Annotated in this window: 19 protein-coding genes; 10 read left to right on the top strand and 9 right to left on the bottom strand. The window is 71.3% G+C overall.

All coding sequences use genetic code 11. From position 1 onward, the window contains the following. Positions 1 to 232 precede the first annotated feature (232 nt). Positions 233 to 883 (bottom strand): TetR family transcriptional regulator, encoded by a 651-nt coding sequence (locus tag IG62_RS0125180; RefSeq protein ID WP_037839261.1) that lies wholly within the window; start codon positions 881 to 883, stop codon positions 233 to 235. Between the two features lie 260 nt (positions 884 to 1,143). Here IG62_RS0125180 and IG62_RS0125175 point away from each other — a divergent pair, with 260 nt between their 5' ends. The 4 genes from IG62_RS0125175 to IG62_RS0125160 all read left to right on the top strand — a co-directional run bounded on the left by IG62_RS0125175 (position 1,144) and on the right by IG62_RS0125160 (position 5,441). Next, entirely contained in the window at positions 1,144 to 2,532 is a 1,389-nt protein-coding gene (locus tag IG62_RS0125175) for a glycosyltransferase family 4 protein (protein ID WP_037839257.1), read from the top strand. 89 nt (positions 2,533 to 2,621) lie between these two features. Then, positions 2,622 to 3,476: a class I SAM-dependent methyltransferase gene (locus tag IG62_RS0125170; protein WP_030807576.1), complete on the top strand. Its 855-nt coding sequence runs from the start codon at positions 2,622 to 2,624 to the stop codon at positions 3,474 to 3,476. Beyond that, positions 3,473 to 4,543, top strand: coding sequence for a prenyltransferase/squalene oxidase repeat-containing protein (locus IG62_RS0125165; RefSeq protein WP_030807574.1), 1,071 nt, complete (start codon positions 3,473 to 3,475; stop codon positions 4,541 to 4,543). Before IG62_RS0125170 ends, IG62_RS0125165 begins: the two co-directional genes overlap by 4 nt. 94 nt (positions 4,544 to 4,637) lie before the next feature. After that, positions 4,638 to 5,441, top strand: a complete 804-nt coding sequence (locus IG62_RS0125160; protein ID WP_030807572.1) for a maleylpyruvate isomerase family mycothiol-dependent enzyme — start codon at positions 4,638 to 4,640, stop codon at positions 5,439 to 5,441. A gap of 16 nt (positions 5,442 to 5,457) precedes the next feature. Here the strand turns inward: IG62_RS0125160 and IG62_RS0125155 are convergent, their stop codons facing one another. The 4 genes from IG62_RS0125155 to IG62_RS0125140 form a co-directional block, all read right to left on the bottom strand. Next, a complete protein-coding gene (locus IG62_RS0125155) occupies positions 5,458 to 6,468 on the bottom strand; it encodes an LLM class F420-dependent oxidoreductase (RefSeq protein ID WP_030807570.1) in 1,011 nt (336 codons plus the stop codon). Positions 6,469 to 6,642: 174 nt separating this feature from the next. Further along, a complete protein-coding gene (locus tag IG62_RS0125150) occupies positions 6,643 to 7,491 on the bottom strand; it encodes a DUF5336 domain-containing protein (RefSeq protein WP_030807568.1) in 849 nt (282 codons plus the stop codon). A 168-nt stretch (positions 7,492 to 7,659) separates the two neighbouring features. Beyond that, positions 7,660 to 8,604 carry an N-acetylmuramoyl-L-alanine amidase gene (locus tag IG62_RS0125145; protein ID WP_030807566.1) on the bottom strand — a complete coding sequence of 315 codons (945 nt, stop codon included), beginning with the start codon at positions 8,602 to 8,604 and terminating at the stop codon, positions 7,660 to 7,662. A 27-nt stretch (positions 8,605 to 8,631) separates the two neighbouring features. After that, entirely contained in the window at positions 8,632 to 9,297 is a 666-nt protein-coding gene (locus tag IG62_RS0125140) for a class I SAM-dependent methyltransferase (protein WP_030807564.1), read from the bottom strand. Positions 9,298 to 9,701: 404 nt separating this feature from the next. Between IG62_RS0125140 and IG62_RS0125135 the strand changes: the two genes are divergently transcribed. The 5 genes from IG62_RS0125135 (at position 9,702) to IG62_RS0125115 (ending at position 16,788) form a co-directional block, all read left to right on the top strand. Beyond that, on the top strand, positions 9,702 to 11,897 hold the full coding sequence (locus IG62_RS0125135; protein WP_030807561.1) for an acyl-CoA dehydrogenase: 2,196 nt from the start codon (positions 9,702 to 9,704) through the stop codon (positions 11,895 to 11,897). A gap of 104 nt (positions 11,898 to 12,001) precedes the next feature. Beyond that, complete coding sequence (locus IG62_RS0125130; RefSeq protein WP_030807559.1) at positions 12,002 to 13,195, top strand: lipid-transfer protein; 1,194 nt, start codon at positions 12,002 to 12,004, stop codon at positions 13,193 to 13,195. Between the two features lie 282 nt (positions 13,196 to 13,477). Continuing rightward, positions 13,478 to 13,999 carry a hypothetical protein gene (locus IG62_RS0125125; protein ID WP_051798541.1) on the top strand — a complete coding sequence of 174 codons (522 nt, stop codon included), beginning with the start codon at positions 13,478 to 13,480 and terminating at the stop codon, positions 13,997 to 13,999. Between the two features lie 158 nt (positions 14,000 to 14,157). Beyond that, complete coding sequence (locus IG62_RS0125120) at positions 14,158 to 15,135, top strand: transposase family protein (RefSeq protein WP_199812522.1); 978 nt, start codon at positions 14,158 to 14,160, stop codon at positions 15,133 to 15,135. A 204-nt stretch (positions 15,136 to 15,339) separates the two neighbouring features. Beyond that, positions 15,340 to 16,788, top strand: coding sequence for an MFS transporter (locus IG62_RS0125115; RefSeq protein ID WP_030807552.1), 1,449 nt, complete (start codon positions 15,340 to 15,342; stop codon positions 16,786 to 16,788). Positions 16,789 to 16,815: 27 nt separating this feature from the next. Here IG62_RS0125115 and IG62_RS0125110 read toward each other — a convergent pair whose 3' ends face one another. The 3 genes from IG62_RS0125110 to IG62_RS0125105 form a co-directional block, all read right to left on the bottom strand. Next, positions 16,816 to 17,454, bottom strand: a complete 639-nt coding sequence (locus IG62_RS0125110; RefSeq protein ID WP_051798538.1) for a response regulator transcription factor — start codon at positions 17,452 to 17,454, stop codon at positions 16,816 to 16,818. Between the two features lie 265 nt (positions 17,455 to 17,719). Next, positions 17,720 to 17,953, bottom strand: a complete 234-nt coding sequence (locus tag IG62_RS47375) for a hypothetical protein (protein ID WP_158795101.1) — start codon at positions 17,951 to 17,953, stop codon at positions 17,720 to 17,722. Further along, positions 17,950 to 18,159 (bottom strand): hypothetical protein, encoded by a 210-nt coding sequence (locus IG62_RS0125105; RefSeq protein WP_030807546.1) that lies wholly within the window; start codon positions 18,157 to 18,159, stop codon positions 17,950 to 17,952. Before IG62_RS0125105 ends, IG62_RS47375 begins: the two co-directional genes overlap by 4 nt. Positions 18,160 to 18,275: 116 nt before the next feature. Between IG62_RS0125105 and IG62_RS0125100 the strand changes: the two genes are divergently transcribed. Beyond that, on the top strand, positions 18,276 to 19,382 hold the full coding sequence (locus tag IG62_RS0125100) for a helix-turn-helix domain-containing protein (RefSeq protein WP_030807543.1): 1,107 nt from the start codon (positions 18,276 to 18,278) through the stop codon (positions 19,380 to 19,382). 1,437 nt (positions 19,383 to 20,819) lie between these two features. Here the strand turns inward: IG62_RS0125100 and IG62_RS0125090 are convergent. Next, the gene (locus tag IG62_RS0125090) at positions 20,820 to 22,202 is read right to left on the bottom strand and encodes a sensor histidine kinase (protein ID WP_030807540.1); all 1,383 of its coding nucleotides are present in this window, start codon (positions 22,200 to 22,202) and stop codon (positions 20,820 to 20,822) included. Between the last annotated feature and the right edge of the window lie 17 nt (positions 22,203 to 22,219).

The raw sequence follows: 22,219 nt of genomic DNA, 5'->3' as shown, positions 1-22,219 counted from the left end.
TCCTCTTCGTCGGCAGCGTCAGATGTGTATAAGAGACAGCCCTTAAGGGTCGTACGGGCCCCTTGCGGAGCCAACTACCCGAGGGGGAGGCGGAGTTAACGCGTCCGGCGTCGGCGTCGGTCCGGGCACCTGTCGCGGCCCGGCCCGGCCTGGCCCCGCTGCCTGGCCCCCTCCCGCGGCCCGGCCTGGCCCCCTCCCGCGGCCCGACCCGGCCCCCTCAGCCCCCTCTGCCTCAGGCCCCTACCCCTGCCTCCGACCCCGCCCCCGGTGACGTCACGTCGATCAATCGGCAGACCGTTTCGATGTCGATCTTGACCTGGGCGATCGAGGCGCGGCCGGAGAGCCAGGTGATCAGGGCCGAGTGCCAGGTGTGCTCGATGACGCGGACCGCGGAGAGCTGTTCGGGGGTGGGCGGGCCGTCCAGGCGCATCGCGTCGAGGATGATCGCCGTGGTCAGCCGGGAGACCGTGTCGACCTCGGGGCTCACCGAGCGGTCGGCGAAGGTCAGGGCGCGGACCATGGCGTCCGCGAGGTGCGGTTCGCGCTGCAGGGCGCGGAACGCCCGCATCAGGGTCTGGGCGACCCGGGCGCCCGGGTCCTGCTCGGACGGCGGGCGCTTGCGCAGCGTCTCGTGCATGTGCTGGAGCTGGTCCTGCATGGTGGCGACCAGCAGGTGCACCTTGGACGGGAAGTAGCGGTAGAGGGTGCCGAGCGCGACGCCCGAGGACTCGGCGACCTCGCGCATCTGTACGGCGTCGAAGCCGCCACGGGAGGCCAGTTTGGCGCTGGTGTGCAGGATGCGGCGGCGCCGGGCCTCCTGACGCTCGGTCAGGGGAGGACTCGCGGGAAGCGCCGGCCTGGCTGCCTTGGATTCCGTAGTCATTGTTCCCATTCCATGGCTGTTCCGTGGCCGTCCGTGGCGTTCTGTCCGCGATGTGGTGAGTGCCGCTGCCGCGACCGGCACAGCATGGCAGGGGGTCGGGTGGTGGCGCGAATCACCTGGTGCGGCTCTTTTCGCATCGTTCTCGGCCGGTAGATTCGAAGCTCGGTGAACTGATCAGTAGCCCAGCAGTTCTGAAACTTGTTCTAGATTACCGCCAGCGGTTACGCTCCGGCGAAAGTCCAGTGAGAAGGGGGCCGAGCGTGACCGCAGAGGCCGTTCAGGCAGCCGCGCCTCGCCCTGCCGGGGACTCCTCGGCCACCACCCCCGAGGACCACGGGCGCCCGGAGCGCACCGCGCCCACCACCGCCGAGAACCACGGGCGCCCCCTGCGCATCGCGATGCTCACGTACAAGGGGAACCCGTTCTGCGGCGGTCAGGGCGTCTACGTCCGCCACCTCTCGCGCGAGCTGGCCCGGCTCGGCCACACCGTCGAGGTGATCGGCGCCCAGCCCTACCCGGTCCTCGACGAGGGCGTGCGGCTGACCGAGCTGCCGAGCCTGGACCTCTACCGCCAGCCGGACCCGTTCCGCACGCCGAAGCGCGGCGAGTACCGCGACTGGATCGACGCCCTTGAGGTGGGCACGATGTGGACCGGCGGCTTCCCCGAGCCGCTGACCTTCTCGCTGCGCGCCCGGCGGCATCTCGCGGCCCACCGCGGCCAGTTCGACGTGGTCCACGACAACCAGACCCTCGGCTACGGCCTGCTCGGCGGCCCCGGCGCGCTCGGCGCCCCGCTGGTCACCACGATCCACCACCCCATCACCGTCGACCGCCGGCTCGACCTGGCCGCCGCCACGGACTGGAAGCGCCGCGCCTCGGTCCGCCGCTGGTACGGCTTCACCCGGATGCAGAAGCGGGTCGCCCGCCGGCTGCCGTCCGTGCTGACCGTCTCCGGCTCGTCCCGCCAGGAGATCGTCGACGACCTCGGGGTCCACCCCGAGCGGATCCACGTGGTCCCCATCGGCGCCGACACCGACCTCTTCTCGCCGGACGCGTCCGTCGCCGAGGTGCCGGGCCGGATCGTCACCACCTCCAGCGCCGACGTCCCCCTCAAGGGCCTGATCCACCTCGTCGAGGCGCTCGCCAAGGTGCGCACCGAGAACCCCGACGCCCATCTGGTGGTCGTCGGCAAGCGCGCCGACGACGGACCGGTCGCCGCCGCCATCGAACGACTCGGGCTGGCCGGTGCCATCGAGTTCGTCAAGGGCATCAGCGACCCCGAACTCGTCGACCTCGTACGCAGTGCCCAGATCGCCTGTGTGCCCTCCCTCTACGAAGGGTTCTCGCTGCCCGCCGCCGAGGCGATGGCCACCGGCACCCCGCTGCTCGCCACCACCGGCGGCGCCATCCCGGAGGTCGCCGGGCCGGACGGCGAGACGTGTCTGGCGGTGCCGCCGGGCGACGCCGGTGCGCTGGCGGCCGGGCTGCTGCGCCTCCTCGGCGACCCGGAGCTGCGCCGCCGGCTGGGCACGGCCGGCCGGGAGCGGGTGCTGGCCCGTTTCACCTGGCGCCAGGCCGCCCTCGGCACCGCCGAGCGCTACCGCGAGGCCATCGCCCTCCAGGGCAGCCGGTCCGCCGCCCGCAGATAGCTCCGTCACCTCACCGGCGCCGCCTCCCGGGCGGTCCGCCGCCGTTTGCCGCACCACCGCCACCCACCGCCGGACGAAAGCAGAACGCCGTGCTGACCGTCGACTTCTCCCGATTCCCGCTCGCTCCCGGCGACCGCGTGCTCGACCTGGGCTGCGGCGCCGGCCGGCACGCCTTCGAGTGTTACCGGCGCGGTGCGCAGGTCGTCGCCCTCGACCAGAACGGCGACGAGATCCGCGAGGTCGCCAAGTGGTTCGCCGCGATGAAGGAGGCGGGCGAGGCCCCGGCCGGCGCGTCCGCCACCGCCATGGAGGGCGACGCGCTGGCCCTGCCGTTCCCCGACGACAGCTTCGACGTCGTCATCATCTCCGAGGTGATGGAGCACATCCCCGACGACAAGGGCGTGCTCGCCGAGATGGTGCGGGTGCTGCGCCCCGGCGGCCGGATCGCCGTCACCGTGCCGCGCTACGGCCCGGAGAAGATCTGCTGGGCGCTCAGCGACGCCTACCACGAGGTCGAGGGTGGCCACATCCGTATCTACCGGGGCGACGAACTCCTCGGCAAGATGCGGGAGGCCGGCCTGGAGCCGTACGGCACGCACCACGCCCACGGGCTGCACAGCCCCTACTGGTGGCTCAAGTGCGCCTTCGGGGTGGACAACGACAAGGCGCTGCCGGTGCAGGCGTACCACAAGCTGCTGGTCTGGGACATCATGAAGAAGCCGCTCGCCACCCGGCTCGCCGAGCGGGCCCTCAACCCCGTCATCGGCAAGAGCTTCGTCGTCTACGCCACCAAGCCGCACCTGCCCGAGGCGCCCGCCGCCGATGAGGCGGGCGCGCCCGCCGAGACGCCGGAACCGGCCGCCCGGCCCGCCGCCCGCGCCCGGAAGGCCGCCACGTCCACCGCCAAGGCATCCGCCAAGTCCTCCGCCGGGGCCGCCAAGTGACGAGTCCCGGGCGTACCGAACGGCTCGTCCTGCCGGGGGTGCTCACCGCCGAAGAGGCCGCCCGTACGGTCGAGGGCATCCTCGCGACCCAGCGCACGGACGGCGCCATCCCGTGGTTCCGGGGCCACCACCTCGACCCGTGGGACCACACCGAGGCCGCCATGGCCCTGGACGCGGCCGGCGAACACGAGCGCGCCGAGGCCGCGTACGACTGGCTGGTGCGGCACCAGAACCCGGACGGGTCCTGGTACGCGGCCTACGCCGACGGGGACGCCGAGGCGCCCACCGACCGCGGCCGGGAGACCAACTTCTGCGCCTACATCGCGGTCGGCGTCTGGCACCACTACCTGTCCACCGGCGACGAGGCCTTCCTCGACCGGATGTGGCCCGCGGTCCACTCCGCGATCGAGTACGTCCTCGAACTGCAGCAGCCCGGCGGGGAGATCGGCTGGAAGCGGGAGGACGACGGCACCCCGGTCCGCGACGCGCTGCTGACCGGCTCGTCCTCCATCTACCAGGCGCTGCGCTGCGCGCTGGCGCTCGCCGAACAGCGCGAGGAGCCGCAGCCGGACTGGGAGCTGGCGGCCGGCCGGCTCGGCCACGCGATACGCAGCCATCCCGAGCGGTTCCTGGACAAGGCCCGCTACTCCATGGACTGGTACTACCCGATCCTCGGCGGCGCGGTCCGCGGCCAGGCGGCCCGGGACCGGATCGACGCCGAATGGGACCGCTTCGTGGTGCCCGGCCTGGGCGTGCGCTGCGTACTGCCCAACCCCTGGGTCACCGGCGGCGAGAGCGCGGAACTGGCGCTCGCGCTGTGGGCGATGGGGGAGTCCGAACGGGCCGTCGCGATCCTCAAGTGGATCCAGCACCTGCGTGCCGAGGACGGCATGTACTGGACCGGCTACGTCTTCGACGACGAGGCGATCTGGCCGCGCGAACGCACCTCCTGGACGGCCGGTTCGCTGCTGCTCGCGGTGGCGGCCGTGGGCGGCGACGAGGCGACCACCCTCGTGTTCGGCGGCGAGGGGCTGCCGACGGGGCTCGACCCGGACTGCTGCCGATAGGCGCGGCGCGGCCGTGGGCCGCACGGCATCAGCGGACCCGGCGCGCCGGCAAAGAGGACGCCCCGGGTCCGCGATGCGCACTACTGTGCGGCCCATGACTCTTCAAGGCTCCCTCACCCACGAGGAATACTGCGCCCAACTCCTGGCCGAGACCGCCGGGTTCCGGAAGATCGTGCGCAGCGCCGATCTCTCGGCGACCGTGCCGACCTGCCCCGACTGGACGCTCGCCGATCTCGCCCGGCACGTCGGGGGTGCGCATCGCTGGGTCGGCACGCTCGTCGCCACCCGCGCCTCGGAGAACGTCGACGATGCGGACGTCCCCGAGGGCGACGGGCCCGAGGGCGAGGACGCGGCGGCGCTGGACGCCTGGCTGGCGGCGGGCGTCGAGCAGACCGTGGCCGCGCTGCGGGAAGCCGGGCCCGATACCAAGGTGTGGAGCTGGACGACGGCCCACCACGCGGGGTTCTGGGCCCGCCGGATGGTCCATGAGACGGTCATCCACCGCGCCGACGCCGCGCTGACCGCCGGCGTCCCCTTCGACCTCCCGGCGCCGGTCGCCGCGGACTGTCTGGAGGAGTGGCTGCAGATCAGCGAACTGCCGATGGTGGTGGCCCGCTTCGCCGAGCGCGGCCGCGAGGCATTCGGCCCCGGCCGGACGATCCACGTCCATGCCACCGACGCCCCGCCCGAGCTGGACGCCGAGTGGCTGCTCGACCTCACGGGGGAGGCGCCCACCCACCGCCGCACCCACGAGAAGGCGGCGGTCGCGCTGCGCGGCAGCCTCACCGACGCCCTCCTGGTCCTCTACCGCAGGCTGCCCGCCGACAGCGACCGGGTGGAGGTGCTGGGCGAGCGTGCGGTGCTCGACCAGTGGCTCCAGTGGGCGAGCTTCGGGTGAGCGGCCGGCCGGGCCGTTAGGAGTTCAGCTCGGCCAGCACCCGTAGCGTATGCGGGTCCGGCGCCGTCACCAGGAGGTCGGTGACCGGGCCCGTACGCCACAACTCCAGCCGCTGTGCGATCCGTTCGCGCGGGCCGACCAGCGAGATCTCGTCCGCGAAGGCGTCCGGTACGGCCAGCACCGCCTCCTCCTTGCGGCCCTGGAGGAACAGTTCCTGGATCCGCCGCGCCTCGGCCTCGTATCCCATCCGCGCCATCAGATCGGCATGGAAGTTCCTGGCCGCATGGCCCATCCCACCGATGTAGAAGCCGAGCATCGCCTTGACGGGCAGCAGCCCCTCGGCGACGTCGTCGCAGACCACGGCGCGCGCCATGGGGGCGATCAGAAAGCCCTCGGGAGCGTCGGCCAGCGACGCCGCGTAGACGTCGGCGCGCCGCGGCGACCAGTACAGCGGCAGCCAGCCGTCCGCGATCCGGGTGGTCTGCGCGATGTTCTTGGGCCCCTCCGCGCCCAACAGGAGGGGCAGATCGGCGCGCAGCGGGTGGGTGATGGGCTTGAGCGGTTTGCCCAGGCCGGTGCCGTCCGGGCCGCGGTAGGGGAGCGGATGGAACAGCCCGTCGGACCGCACCGGTCCCTCGCGGCGCAGCACTTGGCGGACCACGTCCACGTATTCGCGGGTGGCGGCCAGCGGGCTCTTGGGGAACGGCCGCCCGTACCACCCCTCGACGACCTGCGGCCCGGACAGCCCCAGGCCCAGCAGCATCCGGCCCCCGGACAGATGGTCCAGCGTCAGCGCCTGCATGGCGGTGGCGGTGGGCGTACGGGCGGCCATCTGCACGATGCCGGTGCCGAGTTTGATCCGCGAGGTGTGCGCGGCGATCCAGGTCAGGGCGGTGAACGCGTCCGAGCCCCACGCCTCCGCGGTCCACACCGAGTCGTAGCCCAGGCGCTCGGCCTCGCGGGCGAGTTCGAGGTGCCGGGGGTCGGGGCCGCGGCCCCAGTAGCCCAGTGCCAGACCGAGTCGCATGGTGACCGCCTCTCTCCGTACGGGACTGTCCGCGCCGCATGAGCCAGGTAACTGACGCTCAGTCAGTCAGCTGTGGTGCGGCGCACTGTACGGCCGGTGTGCGGGCAGCGCAACGGCCCCCCGCCGGAAGGCGAGGGGCCGTGGAAGGACCGCTGGGGGACGGTGGGCGGCGGGTCAGCCCCGCTGGATGCCGGTGGTGTCCTGCAGGACGCCGCGCCGGCCGTCCTGGGTCTGCGCGATCAGCGCCTGGCCGCGCTGCTCCACCGCCAGGTACCAGGTGCCGGGCGCCAGTTCGGCGATCGGCGAGGGCGAACCGTCCTCGCCGTACAGCGGGCGGGCGACCGGGACCGCGAACCAGAACGGGGCGAAGTCCGCCGAGGCGCCGGCCGCGGGGGTCGCGCCCGCCGCGCCGCCGGCCGTGGCGTCGGCCGCCGGCTGACCGGGCATCTGGCCGGTCTGCTGCTGGCCGCCCGGGCCCGGGTAGCCGTACCCCTGGCCCGCCGCCTGCTGCTGGGCGCCGGGGTAGCCGTAGCCCGGGTTGGGGCCCGCGCCGTACGGGGCGGCCGGCGGCGTGGGCGCGCCGATCAGCTCGGCCTTCAGCGCCGGCACGAGCGGACCGGCGACCGCGCCGCCGGCCAGCACCAGCGCGGCGATCAGACCCACGATCAGGCCGGCGCCGGCGCTGGGGGTGTCGATGATGTCCCAGAACGCCGTCCACGCCGCGAAGATGGTCAGCGCCACGCCGAACTGGCCGAGGTCCAGACCGGCGATCTTGCGCGGCTGCGGCAGCGCACGGCTGATGACGATGATCGCCGCGCCGATCACACCGGCCAGGAACAGGCTCATGAGCACGGAGACCGAGCTCCAGGCGTTGGAGCTGCTGTAGTCCTGCGCCTCGCAGTACTTGGCGAGCGGGCCGGTGCAGTCCGGGGCGCCGGTGAGGCCGAGGAACGAGGCGATGAACAGCAACACCGCTGCTCCGATCACCACGCCGTCGCCTCTAGTGAGGGAGCGGATGTTCACGTAAGGGTCCTTTGTCTCTTTCGTGGTCTATTCGTCGCTGTCGCGGTGCGCGCGGTGCGAGGCACGGCGGTGACCACCCATCGTAAAGGGGAACCTATCGCCGAATCCGGCGGGTCGGCCTGTTGGTTTCGATGCGTTATCGGCCGGGGCCGCGGACGTCGTAGGTGGTCAGCGCGTCAGGAAGTCCGTAATGCCCTCGGTGATCCCACGAGCCGCTTTTTGCCGCCACCCTCCGTCGGTCAATTGCGCGGCGTCCTTGGGGTCGCGCATATTGCCGCACTCGATGAACACCTTCGGCACCGTGGAGAGGTTGAGCCCGCCGAGGTCGCCGCGGACGTCCAGTCCGGTGCCGCCGCCGATGTAATTGGACGGCGAACTTCCGGTTACCGCCCGGAAGCGGTCGGCCAGCCGCTCGCCCAGCTGCCGCGACGGGCCGGTGATCGCGGTGGTGTCCGCCGGGCCGGCGGTGACCCGGGCGGGCAGGATGACGTGGAAGCCGCGGTTGCCGGCGGCCGAGCCGTCGGCGTGGACGGAGACCGCGGCGTCCGCGTGCGCCTTGTTGCCGATCGCCGCCCGCTCGTCCACGCACGGCCCGTACGACCGGTCGCCGTCCTGGGTGAGGACGACCTTGGCGCCCTGGTGTTCCAGGAGGGTGCGGACCCGGCGGGCCACGTCCAGGGTGAACGACGCCTCCGGGTAGCCGCCGTTGGTGGCGGTGCCGGTCGTGTCGCACTCCTTGCGTGCGGTGCCGATGTTCACCAGCCGGGCGATCTGCCCGGTGTGCCGGCTGTTGTGCGGATTGTGCCCGGGGTCGATCAGCACGGTCTTGCCCTTGAGGCTGCCGTGCGGATCGCCCTTGCCGTCCGGACGAGGGGTGGCGCCGTGGCCCGTACGCCCGTCCGGGGCGCCGCCGGTGCCGCTGCCGCCGCCGTGGTCGCTGCCCGCCGTCCGGCCGGGCGCCGGCGAGCCGTCCCGGGCCGTCGGGCCGCCGTGGCCGCCCGCCTGCCGCCAGAACAGCCAGCCGCCGACGGTGACCAGGGCCACGGCGGCCAGCACCAGGAGTACGGTGCCGCGCCGGCGGCGGGGCGGGGGGAAGGTGCTGCCGTTCGACATCTCCGCGATGGTAGCCCGCGGCCCGGATCAGCTGCCGGGGCCGGTGCGCCGCAGCACCCGCAGCGTCCCCTGCGCCGAGACCTCGGTGAACGCCCCGGAGGCCAGTGCGCGCAGATAGATCCGGTACGGCGCCTGGCCGGTGAACTCGTCCTCGGGGTGCGGGTGCACGTCGTGGATGACCAGCAGCCCGTCCTGCGCCACGTGCGGCGCCCAGCCCTCGTAGTCGGCGGTGGCGTGCTCGTCGGTGTGCCCGCCGTCGATGAAGACCAGCCCGACCGGCCGCCCCCACACGGCCGCGACCTGCGGGGAACGGCCCACGACCGCGATCACGTGGTCCTCCAGTCCGGCCGCGTGCAGGGTCCGGCGGAACGTGGGCAGGGTGTCCATCCGGCCGACCTCGGGGTCCACGACGGACGGGTCGTGGTAGTCCCAGCCGGGCTGCTGCTCCTCGCTGCCCCGGTGGTGGTCCACCGTGACGGCCGTCACCCCGGCGGCCCGCGCCGCGTCGGCGAGCAGCAGGGTCGACCGGCCGCAGTACGTGCCGACCTCCACCAGCGGCAGCCCCAGCCGCGCCGCCCCGGCCGCCGCCGCGTACAGCGCGAGCCCCTCGTCCACGGGCATGAAGCCCTTCGCCGCCTCGAACGCGGCGAGGATCTCCGGCTGCGGGGCGGTCGGCGCCGTGGGAGCGGACATGGCTTCCTCCTGGTGGTGCGGTGGGAGGGCTCATCGTGCCGTACGGGCCGGAGGTGGCCGTGCGGGGGTTCGCATTTCGTGCGGCTTTCCGGCCGGCCGGGCGGTGCGGGGGAGTCGCGCGGGCGGATTTCCGGCCGCTCCCGCCGGTTTATCGCCGGACGTTTCCCGGATGTCCGGAAACGGGAAAGGTGCGGGACCCGCGGGGGTGGAAACCGCCGGGAGGGAAACCGCCGGCGCGGGAAACCGTCGGGCGGGCGAATGGCATTCCGTACCGGAATTCACCGGACCGTTTCCTGTCCGCCGCCGGGCCGTTCCCCGCGGCGCCCTCGCCGGGTTCCGCCGGGCGGAACATTCCGACCCACCTGACCTTCCGTCAGATTGGAACGTGTTCTAGTCTGCCCCGCATGGGCATCGGAATCACACCGGACCACCGCGACCTGGCCGAGGCGGCGGGCGGCTGGGCCCGCCGGGCCGTACCGCCCGAAGAGGTCCGCACACTCCTCGACAGCGCACCCGCCCGCCCCGGGCGCCCCGCCCACTGGGACGGCCTCGCCGCCCAGGGCCTGCTCGGCCTCCACCTCCCCGAGGCCGACGGCGGGGGCGGCGGCGATCTCCTGGACCTCGCCGTGGTCCTTGAGGAACTGGGCCGCGCCGCACTCCCCGGCCCGTACCTGCCCACCGTTCTCGCCGCCGCGCTGCTCCACCACGGCGGCGCGCACCGGCACCTCGTACGGGCCCTCGCCACCGGCGAGCTGATCGGCGCCGTGGCGCTCGGCCCCGGCACGCTCACCGCCACCCGGGTGCCCGACGGTTACCGCCTCGACGGCACCGCGCCGCCGGTCCTCGCCGGGGCCGACGCCGACCTCCTCGTGCTCGCCGCGCGGGCCCCCACCGGGACCGTCCACCTCGCCGTCGACGCCGCGGCGCTGACCGTACGCGTCCAGGACGGCGCCGACCCGACCCGGCCCACCGCCGAGGTCCGGGCGGACGGCGTCCCGGTGCCCGCGGACCGGCTGGTGGCGATCGACGCCGCGCTCGTCCGCGACCTGGCCGGGGTGCTGTACGCGGCCGAGAGCTGCGGGACGGCTGCCTGGGCCCTCGCCACCGCCACCCAACACGCCCGGGTCCGCGAGCAGTTCGGCCGCCCCATCGGCCAGTTCCAGGCCGTCAAGCACCTCTGCGCCGACATGCTCGTCCGCTGCGAACAGGCCCGCGCCCTGGTCTGGGACGCGGCCCGCGCCCACCGCGAGCCGCCCGAGGTCCGCGGGCTGGTCGCCGCCCTCGCCACCGCCACCGCCCTCGACGCCGCCTTCAGCTGCGCCAAGGACTGCATCCAGATCCTCGGTGGCATCGGCTTCACCTGGGAACACGACGCCCATCTGCACCTGCGCCGGGCGACCGTGGCCCGCCAGCTGCTCGGCGCCGGCGACACCCACCGGCTGCGCGCCGCCGCCTATGCCGTCGACGGCGCCCGCCGCCCGCTGCGCCTCGAACTCCCGGCCGCCGCCGAGCAGTTCCGCGCCGAGGCCCGCGAGGTCATCGACCGGGTGCGCGGCTTGGACCCCGCGGCCGTCCGCCGCGAGCTGGCCCCCACCGGATACGCCGCACCGCACCTCCCTGCGCCCTACGGGCTCGGCGCCGGCCCCGTCCAGCAGCTGGCCGTCCAGCAGGAACTGGCCGCCGCCGGGGTCACCGTCAGCGATCTGGGCATCGCCACCTGGGTGGTGCCCTCCCTGCTCGCCCACGGCACCGCCGAGCAGCAGCAGCGCTATCTGATGCCGTCGCTGCGCGGGGAGATGCGGTGGTGCCAGCTGTTCTCCGAACCGGAGGCCGGGTCGGACCTGGCCGGCCTGCGCACCCGCGCCGAGCGGGTGGACGGCCCCGACGGCCCCGGCTGGCGGATCAACGGACAGAAGGTGTGGACCTCGGCCGCCCAGTGGGCCGACCACGGCATCCTGCTCGCCCGCACCGACCCGGACGCTCCCAAACACAAGGGGCTGACCTTCTTCGCCGTCGACATGAAGACCCCCGGGATCGACGTCCGCCCGCTGAAGGAGATCACCGGCGAGGCACTTTTCAGCGAGGTCTACTTCGACGACGTACTGCTGCCGGCCGACGCGGTGGTCGGCGAGACCGGTAACGGCTGGAAGGTGGCCCGTACCACCCTGGACAACGAACGCGTCCACATGGCCGACCAGTTGACCTTCGACACCGGACTGACCGCGCTCCTGGACCGCACCGCCGGCCTCGACGGCTCGGTACGGGCCCGGGTGGGCGCCCTGGCCGCCGAGGCGCACGCCCTGGCCTGCCTCACGCTGCGCACCACGCTCCAGCAGGTCTCCGGCCTCGAACCGGGCGCCGGCGCCAGCATCCGCAAGCTGGTGCAGACCCCGCACCAGCAGAAGGTCGCCGAACTGGCGCTGGAACTGCTCGGCCCGGACGGCGCGGTGCGCGAGGGCGCCGGCGAACGCGCCCTGCACGGCTTCTTGATGTCGCGCTGCCTGACCATCGCCGGCGGCACCACCCAGGTGCAGCGGAACGTCGTCGCCGAGCGGCTGCTCGGGCTGCCCCGCGACCCGGAGCCCCGCCCGCTGATCTGACCCGACCACAGGGGATTTCACCCCTTCATCGGGCCCGGGCCCCCGCACGATCTGGACCATCTGCACGATCTGCACGATGCCGATGACTCACCAGGAGGACCTGTATGGCAGGCACGGCGTACCTCGTCGGCGTAGGGATGACGCACTTCGAGAAGCCCGAGACCCGCGAGTGGCAGTACTGGGACATGGCCAAGGAGGCGGGCGAGGCGGCGCTCGCGGACGCCGGGATCGGCTACGACGCCGTCGAGCAGGTGCCGGTCGGCTTCTGCCACCAGCCGTCCACGGCCGGTCAGCGCGCCGCGTACGAGCTGGGCCTGACCGGCGTCCCCGTCTACAACGTCAACAACAACTGCGCCACCGGCTCGACCGCGCTGATGATGGCCCGTCAGTTCGTCGCCTCGGGCCTCAACGACTGTGTGCTGGCGCTCGGCTTCGAGAAGATGAAGCGCGGCGCGCTGGGCGGCGGTGCGGGGGGAGGCGATTTCGCCGCTTCCCCGGTCGCCCGCCACTACGGCGTCATGGCGGCCGCGCACGGTTTCGAGCGGACCCCGCCCACCGCTCAGATCTTCGGCAACGCGGCCCGCGAGCACATGGCGAGGTACGGCACCACGGCCGAGCAACTGGCCGCGGTCGGCGCCAAGAACCACCGGCATTCCGCGCACAACCCCCGCGCCCAGTTCCAGGACGTCCACACGGTCGAGGAGGTGCTGGCAGCCAAGGTCATCCACCGCCCGCTGACCAAGCTCCAGTGCTCGCCGACGTCCGACGGCGCGGCCGCGGTGGTGGTCGCCTCCGAGCGCTTCGTCCGGACGCACGGACTGGCCGACCGGGCGGTGGAGATCGTCGCCCAGGCGATGACCACCGACACCGAGGAGAGCTTCGCCTCCGGCTCCTGCATCGACGTCGTCGGCAAGCCGATGTCGCGGGCCGCCGCCCGGCAGGTCTACGAGGCGTCCGGGCTCGGCATCGAGGACGTGGACGTCATCGAGCTGCACGACTGCTTCTCGATCAACGAGTTGCTGACCTACGAGGCGCTGGGCATGTGCGCGGACGGCGAGGCGGGGAAGCTGGTCGCCGACGGGGCCACCACGTACGGCGGCCGCTGGGTGGTCAACCCGTCCGGCGGCCTGATCTCGAAGGGCCACCCCCTGGGCGCGACCGGCCTCGCCCAGGCCGCCGAACTCGTCTGGCAACTCCGCGGCACGGCCGGTGCCCGCCAGGTCCCCGACGCCCACGTGGGCCTGGCCCACAACATCGGCCTGGGCGGCGCGGCGGTGGTGACGCTGCTGCGGAGGTGAGGTTGTGGGGGCGTGGGGGGGCGAGGCCGTGTGGCCGTCTGGCCTTCCGGCCGTCGGTGTCGCGTTAACGTCCGCTCCGATGCGGGTAGTTGGCCTTCCGGGGGGTCTCCCGACCCTTACGACTCGGTCGGCTATTGAAGACGAGTTTGGCTCTTGTTATAGGATCTGGCCGCGCTTGGATGTTCTATGCCTGGCTGCGGTGGCTGATGGACATCCCCAGGTGCCAAAGGGCCGGAGAGCTTCCCCCAACGGGATGTCAGTGGTTGAGGCTACCCTCCAGGGATGGCTGACGCTTACGACTTCCTTCTCACCCTCGACCTCAAAGATGATCTGTCAGCGGACGAGGTCGCCGAGCTCCGATGGCACCTTGGCCTCGGTCCGCAGCCTGAACGGCTCTGCATCATTAGTGAGTTTCCCGAGGTGGTGCTTGACGACAACTCCAAGCCGGTGCTGGATGACCAGGGCGAGTGGCGAGTGGAGAACGCTCCGTATCCGGTGCTGGCCCAACGGGGTCCGGCCTGGAGAATCGGCGGAGCGACGGTCTCGGAGCTGGCACGGCGAGAGGGCCCGCGTCCCGGGTGGGCGCTGACGACTCGCCAGGCGCTGCATCCCGACGACTTCGATAACGTCGACCCGCTGCTCAGCTGGCTCGCTACCCATGCCGACTACGACTACGTCGAATTCGACGGCTCACCCAGAAGCGGAGGCTTCGGTCAATACGTTGGGTATGAGCGCTTCTATGAGGATGCCGTCATCACCAAACTGCTCGTGATCAAGGATGGTGAGATCGTCAGAGAGGGCTGAAGCGGTCACCCCGGCCTGACTTGGGAGCATCAGCGCGTTCACGAGGCCCGCTATCAGGCGGCACGCCCTTGCAAACTTCCCGTCCAGCCTATGAGGAAGAGCTACGCCCGTTGAAGATCGGTCGTGAGGTGAGAGCGGGCTACACAGGTTCTCCCCGTGTGAGAACGAAGTGGGCCCGCACGGCCTTGTCGCGTCCTGCCTTCACTGGCGTCTCCCTCACACATCTCAGCATTCTGATTGAGGAGTTGACTGGTCCGTGGCAGGCGCGGCGGGAGTCGGTCTTGCGTGACCGTCGGGGCGGGGACCGGCAACGTGCCGCCGGGGCAGGACGCAAGCACGAGCTGGTGTTCACCGACCGAGTGCTGGTCACCCTGGCCCACCTGCGCACCCAGCTCCCGCACGCCGCGCTCGCCGAGCTCTATGGGGTGGGCCGCTCCACCGTGACCGAGGCCATCGGCGAGATCCGGCCGCTGCTCGCCGATCGCGGCTTCGCCGTGCCCGATCGGCCCGGTCTGCGGCTGCGGACCCTGGCCGACGTGTTCGCCTACGCGGCCGCGGAGGGGAAGACGCTGCGGATTGACGGCACCGAGACCCAAGTCCGCCGTCCCAGGGCTCACCGGCCCGGCCGCCGCGCGTTCGTCTCCGGGAAGAAGAAGCAGAACACGATCAAGACCACGACGATCAGTGATGGCCAGGGCCGCACCCTGTGGTCCGGAGCCGACCGTCCTGGGCGGATGCACGACCAGACCGCGATGCGCAGCGAGGGCATTGCCGAACAATTCCGTTTGCACCCAGATGTGAAGGCCGAGGTCGACGAGGGCTACCGGGGCCTGGCGAACGAGTTTCCCGGTCAGGTCACCGCCCCTCCGAAGAAGCCGAAGGACGATGCCCCGCTTGGCGAGCGGTACGCCTGGCGCGAGCAGCGCAGACGTCAGTCCTCACGACGGATCTGCGTTGAGCACGCCAACGCCGAGCACAAGCAGTGGCGCCCGCTCCAGCGGTTCACGGGAAGACGCCAGCACTACGCGGCCACCCACCGGGCCGTCGCCAGCCTGGTCTCCGACCGCGCCGCCCAGCGGGCCACCCGCCACAAGCCGAGCACCGAACTGGTGCTCGTCCACCCAACGGTCTGCTGACACCGACCAGCCAGACCCCAGGGCAACACATCCGAACACCAATAGCCGCCCAAGTCGTTAGGGGACCGCCGCCCCCAACCCCTACGGGACCCACCCCTCCCCCCGCCCCTTCCTCCCCCAGCCCCTCCGCCCACCGACCTAGGTCCCCGGTCAGGTGGTGTATGCACCCATATTCCGATGCGCGGGTGTGGGGCGGATGCGAGCATGGTCCGCATGCCCCCGATAGCCGAGTCCGCCACCCTGTCCACGGCCTCCCGCCGGAGCGCCGCACCGGCCTGGCTGGTGATGCTGCTGGTGTGCGCCGGACAGTTCCTGGTCGTCCTGGACGTCTCCGTGGTGAACGTGGCGCTGCCTGCCATGCGGACAGGTCTGGGGCTGAGCGAGCTGGGCCTGCAGTGGATCGTCAACGCGTACGTGATCACCTTCGCCGGCTTCATGCTGCTCGGCGGCCGGGCCGCCGACCTCTTCGGCCGTAAGCGGATCTTCGTCCTCGGGCTGGCGTTGTTCACCGTCGCGAGCCTGGGGGGCGGCCTGGCGCAGCAGCCCTGGCAGTTGATCGCGGCGCGTACGGTCCAGGGCGTCGGCGCCGCGGTGCTCTCGCCGGCCACCCTCACCATCCTCACCACGTCGTTCCCGGCCGGCCCGGCCCGGACCCGCGCGATCGCCACCTGGACCGCGGTCGGCGCCGGCGGGGGCGCGGTGGGCGGCCTGGTCGGCGGGGTGCTCACCGAGTACCTGTCCTGGCGCTGGGTGCTGCTGATCAACGTGCCGGTCGGCGCGCTGGTGCTGACCGGCGCGGTGCTGTGGCTCACCGAGAGCCGGCAGGGCGCGGCCCGACGGCTCGACGTGCCCGGTGCGCTGCTGGTGACCGGCGGGCTGGGGCTCGTCGCGTACGGGATCGTGCAGACCGAGACGGACGGCTGGGCGTCGGCGTCCGCGCTGCTGCCGCTGGCCGCCGGGCTGCTCGTGATCGCGGCCTTCCTCGCCGTCGAGGCGCGGGCCAAGGCGCCGCTGATGCCGCTGGGGCTGTTCCGGCTGCGCTCGGTGTCCTCGGCGAACGCGGCGATGGTGCTGGCCGGCGCCGCGATGTTCTCGATGTGGTACTTCCTGTCGCTCTACGTCCAGAACGTGCTCGACTACAAGCCGCTGCAGGCGGGGCTCTCCTTCATCCCGCACTCGCTGTCCATCGTCCTGGGGTCCAAGATCGGGCCGCGGCTGATGAACCGGCTGGGCGCCAAGACCCTGGCCGTCACCGGTGCGGTGATCTCCGCGTCCGGCATGGTCTGGCAGGGCACGATGGACGTCAACGGAACGTACCTCGGTACCATCCTCGGTCCCGGCATCCTGATGGCCCTGGGCGCGGGTCTGACCGCCACCCCGGTCGCCGCCATCGCCACCTCCGGCGCCGACCCGGCCGACCAGGGCCTGGTCTCCGGCCTGATCAACACCTCCCGGCAGATGGGCGGCGCCCTGGGCCTGTCGATCCTGTCCACCGTCGCCGCCTCCCGCATCGAGGCGGGCCACGGCGCGAAGGCGGCCCTGGCGGACGGCTACGGGCTGGCCTTCCAGGTCGGCTCGGGAGTGCTGCTGGCCGGCATCGTGCTGATGCTGCTCGCCCTGCCGCGACGCCGCGCGGACGTCACCAACGGCTAGGGACGCGCAGTCACCCCTGTGCCCCGCCTACAGCCACCCGTTCTGCCGCGCCGCCCGGACCGCCTCCATACGGTTGCGGGTCCCGGTCTTGCCGATCGCCGCGGAGAGGTAGTTGCGGACGGTGGCCTGGGAGAGGTGGAGCTTGCCGGCGATGTCGGAGACGGTGGCGCCGTCCACCGCGGCGGTCAGCACGTCCCGTTCCCGCTGGGTCAGTGGATTGGGCCCGGCGCTGAGTGCCGCCGCGGCCAGCCCGGGGTCGATCACCCGCTCCCCGGCGAGGACCCGGCGGATCGCCGCCGCCAGGTCCTCCACCGGGCCGTCCTTGACCAGGAAGCCGGACGCCCCGGCCTCCATGGCGCGGCGCAGATAGCCGGGCCGCCCGAAGGTCGTGACGATCAGGACCTTGCACGACGGCAGCGCGCTGCGCAGATCGGCCGCGGCGTCCAGCCCGCTGCGGCCGGGGAGTTCGATGTCCAGGAGGGCGATGTCGGGACGGGCCTCCAAAGCTGCCGCGACGATCCGGTCGCCCGCCCCGACCTGCGCCACGACCTGCATGTCCTCTTCCAGGTCGAGCAGCAGCGCCAACGCGCCCCGCATCATCCCCTGGTCCTCGGCGAGGAGGACTCTTGTACATCTTACGGGCGGCTCGCCGTGGGACTCAGTCATATGGCCAGACTACGCAGCAGAAAGCCCTGCCCGGCTGGCGTTGCTCGCCGTTGCCGGACAGGGCCACAGGGGGCTTCGGCTTCCCCAGGTCCGAAGCGGTTGCCCTCACTGCCTAGGGCAGCACCCCCGTGACGGGGCGGACCGGGGCGAGAGTCTGAGCACGTCAGCTCAGACGGGACACGACCTGTCCCTACTCAAGGCTTGTCCGGTCGGGGGAGTCGAAGGGGCGGGGGCGGCGCATGCGGCACGCTGGCCCCGCCCCGGTCTACTGGGACGGGCGTGCGTCTTCTGGGTGCCCGTATTTCTTGTGCTTCTTCACATTGTCGAGAACCTCCCACAAGGCGAGGCTGTTCTGCTCCTGGAGGATTTCGCTCAATTGCTCTTTCAGCAGGGCGCATCCAGGGCAGTCGTGAGGGTCGGCGAGACCGGAGCGAGGCACAGAGAGCGGATCCTGATACGAGACATGCTCACCGCGCGGCATGCCGCCACTCGCGCTCATGACCAGGCCTCGTTCTTGCCGTGCGGGTGGCGCCGGATCTCAACATTGCAGTCGCTCACCTTCGAGCCGTCTCCGGCGATCCGTGCGGCTTCCCGCTCCCGGGCCAGCGCGCCGCACACATCGCACCCGTCTACCGGCACGGGTTCCAGCTCCAGCCATAAAGGCAGTTCTACTGATGCAGTCATGTATCTCGTCGGCTCGGTCATGCCCGCGATAATCCCGAGAGTGAGCAGGGCAGCGTAGTGGCATCTGTAGTGGCAAGTGGCCTACGAAACCCCATTCTTGACCTGTCCAGTGGCAGTGCTAGGGGCAAGATGGGGTCATGTCCATTGGGGAGCTGATCAGGGATCTACGCCGGGCACGCGGATGGAGCCAGGGGCGACTGGCATCAGCGATCAACGACGCCTTTGGAACGAACCTTGATCGGGAGTACGTCAGTCGCTGGGAGCGTTGCAAGGTAACGCCGGGGGCGTACTACCTCCGGTGCCTGTCCGCAGTGCTCGATGTTCCCCTAGCTGTGCTTGAGGACGATGTGAAGCGACGTACCTTCCTGACCGATGCAGCGGGAGCCGCCATAGCGCCCGTGGTGGCCTCTGACCTCTTGTCCATGGGCTTCGCCGCCCGGCTCCGGGGCGGGCCGTCCGTAGACGACTGGGAGAGCAAACTAGACACCTACGGCACTGAGTACATGAGCCTTGGTGCCGCCGACATTCAGCGTCGCGTATCCGGTGAGCTGGTGGTGGTGCAGCAGCAGCTTGACAACCCTCGGCTGTGGTCCGTGGCCTCACGGCTCATGACCCTTTACGCCAAGACGTTCCCCGGCTCGGATGGATCCAAGGCGGTCAACTGGTACCGGCTCGCTGCTGAAGCTGCGGACGAGTCCGGAGACGATCAGGCCCGCGTCTGGGTACGCGGTCGGGCAGCAATCGCGCTCGGATATGAGGGAGCGTCACTCGGCGTAGCTGACACGTTGGCCGATCAGGCCATGGCCATCAGTCATAAACCGTCGCTAGGGCTCCTCAACGCCATCTACGGCAAGGCGCACGCTGCCGCGCTGCGAGGAGACCATAAGGCGGCGCTCAGGCTCTCCGAGCAGGGGCAGAGGGTGTTCGACAAGGCCGGGTCCTATGAGCAAACCAGCGACTATGCCGTTCCCTGGTGGCGGGTGAACGTCTTCCGCTCGCTGCTGCTCGCCAGGCTTGGGGATGAGCGGGGGGCCGTCGAGGCCCAGGAAGCTGCTCGACGCGAACTGCCCGCCACGCTGCCTCGCTTCGCGACCCACCTGGAAATGCACCGTGGGCTGATGCTGGCCCGGTCCGGAGACAGGACTGGAGGCACCGCCTACGCGCGGGCCGCGATGGACGAGCTGCCCCCGGAAAAACATTCGTTGACGCTCCGGCTACTGATGGCAGAGGTCGAGGCGTCATAGAACGATGAAAGCCCCCGCAACCACTCCGGCAAGGGAGGAAGCCACAGGGGTGTGTAGTCCGGGCTGGCGCAGCCAGGCCGCCAGCGATCTGCGGCGCTCACTGACTACGTGTCGAACTCCTGAGCGATCCAACGCCAGTCGGCAGGCCAAACGAAGCCGTTGGATCGTCGGCCGGCGGAACCTCAGGGGCCGCGCCACCGGGAGCCTTCGCCAGTTCCGGGCCGTCGCTCTTGTTACGCCGTCGGCGCTGATCGCTTCGCTTTGGGACGGGGCCCGGCATAGTGCCACCTCCCATGCAGCCCAACGAGCACCCGATACATCGTTTTCAAGTGGCAGGCAAATATCTGTGAAACCGCCAGATGAAATCAGTGACGCTGGCGGCAGCTACTCACAGATCTGTGACTCGCTGGCGGCAGCTAGTCACAGATCTGTGACTAGTGAGTTTGTATCAGGCAGAGTTCGGCGCTCCAATACACCCAACGCCGAGCCATCGCAGCCTCGCGATAGGTCGCGCCCAATCTTGAACTGGAGTGGCCATGCCTGAATCCACACCTCGACCCGTGTTTGAACTTCGCTGTGGTGGACTCCACTTGACCATCCAGCGCATCCCCGCATGGGTCGTGGGGCTCCTCACCACTGCCAGCGGTGCAGGAGCCGCGTGGTGGACAATCCATTGAACATGTGGTGGACGAACCTTCCTGCCACTGCCTTGAGCAGCCCCGCCCTGCCGGGGGCCTTCACCAGGTCCGGGCCGTCGCTCTTGTTGCGCCTCCGGCGCTGGTCACTGCGCTTCGGGACGGCCCGGCATGGTGTCACCTCCTTAACAGGACAGGCATAAAGGAGCCCCGGTCAGTTGCTACCGGGGCGCCATATGTGTGGACCCTAGCGACGCCTGCCGAACACCAGCGACAGAACACGGACCGCTCGCTCACGGATAGCCGGATCCGGGTGGGCAACCGCTACCAAGACAACGGCAGACAGGGCAGAGCTGAAGATGGGAAGAGCTTGCATCATTTCCATGGCTGGGACGCTAACGAGGACGACCACGCCATGAACACGTCTTTCCACCCGTCTTCTATACGACCTTTACCCGACCTTTCAGGGTCCTGGACGGAGTCAGATGATGCTGCCCCTCGCCCCTAACGACCTTGGAACCCGTACACGATCCGAGCTGCTATACGCTTGCGGTCCGGCGTGACTGACCGAGGGGGTATCCCCCCAAGTCAGAGCGCTACGCGGTGAGCGTGACTTTGGTGATTGCCGCCGGGTGCGGGTAGCCGAACCCGACGCGCATGGTGCCGCGTACGGCCACCTGGTCACTGTTGAAGTAGGCATCCGCTCGGAGCACCTGGAGCGCAGCGGCTTCCCGATCCGGGAATCCGCTGGTCAGAGTGAGGTGTCTAAGGGGCTACTCCTCCTCCGCGAGCAGGACCTTGATCACCTGGTCAACCCTTCCGTCTCCGTCATCTCCCCTGTCCCCACCGGCAGTTCGGCCGTCACCCGGAAGCCGCGCCGGCCGTCGGGGCCGCTGCTCAGGGTGCCGCCGGCCGCTGCCAGCCGTTCGGTCAGGCCCTTCAGGCCGGTGCCGCCGACCGGGCCCGGCGTTCCGGGCGGCGTGGCGGCGCCGTCCGCGGAGTCCGTACCGGCGGCGTCGCCGTCGGGTCCGGGGACGCGGGCGCGGAACCAGGTCCGGCCGGCCGCCGGGGCCGCACCGGAGCTTACGGGACCCCGGCCGTCGTCCGTGATCGTCAGCCGGACCCGTTCCTCGTCGGCGTGCACCGCGATCTCGCAGCGGGTGGCGCCGCTGTGCCGGACCGCGTTGGTGACGCCCTCGCGGACCACCCAGCCCAGCAGCGCACCGGCCTGCGGGGGCAGCGGCGGCCCGGCCTGCCGGACGACGGCTTCGATGCCGGCCGCTTCCAACGCCGATCGGGCCCGGTCCAGTTCGGTGCTGAGGCTGCCCTCGCGGTAGCCGGTGACCGCCTCGCGGATCTCGGTCAGCGCCTGCCGGCCGACCGCCTCGATGTCCGAGGCCTGGGCGAGCGCCGCGTCCAGATCGCGCGGCGCCAGCCGGCGCACCGCCTCGGCCTTGACCACGACCAGGGACATCGTGTGTCCCAGCAGATCGTGCAGGTCCCGGGAGAAGCGCAGCCGCTCCTTCTCCACGGCGCTGCGGGCCAGTTCCTGCCGGGTGGCCCGGAGTTCCTGGATGGTGTCGAACAGGCTCAGCACCGTGGACGTCACCATGCCGGAGAGGAACGTGCCGTAGCCGACGCCGAACGCGTCGCTGGGGTCGCCGGCCTGCCAGCCGGACAGGAACCCGGCCGTACCGCTGAGCGTGATCAGCCACAGCGCCAGCTTCCTGCCGCGCAGCGCGCGGACCGTACCGGAGGCCAGCGACAGCAGCGGGAAGAACAGGAACCAGCTGCCGCCGAAGCCGAGCGCGATGGCGAACGTGATGGCGGTGAGCACGCCCAGGGCCACGACCGGGTAGCGGGTGTCCCGGAGCCGGGGGCTGAAGGCCGACCAGATGACGGTGAGGTAGAAGGAGTTGAAGGCCAGCAGTCCGAGGCCGGCCAGCCAGGGGTTGCCGGTCTTGCCCTGCACGATGTTGGAGAAGGCGCCGAGCCCCATCAGCAGCCAGGGCAGGAAGGAGTATTTGCCCGGGCCCTTGTCGGGCTTCCGGCCGGGTGTCCATTTCGACGAGCACGACGCGCCGCCGCCGGCCACCCCGTCCGTCCCCGCCGCCCCGCCGGGCGTCCCGCCTGCGGGGTCCTGCTCTGTCGTCCGCTGCACTGTCGCTTCCCCGGTCCGTGCCATCTGTGCCATGTGCGCCA

This window comes from Streptomyces sp. NRRL S-337 (genome assembly GCF_000720175.1).
In the GTDB taxonomy this organism is placed as follows: domain Bacteria; phylum Actinomycetota; class Actinomycetes; order Streptomycetales; family Streptomycetaceae; genus Streptomyces; species Streptomyces siderophoricus.
Note: the sequence above shows the minus strand (reverse complement) of the source record. Positions and strands in the feature narration are given on the sequence as shown.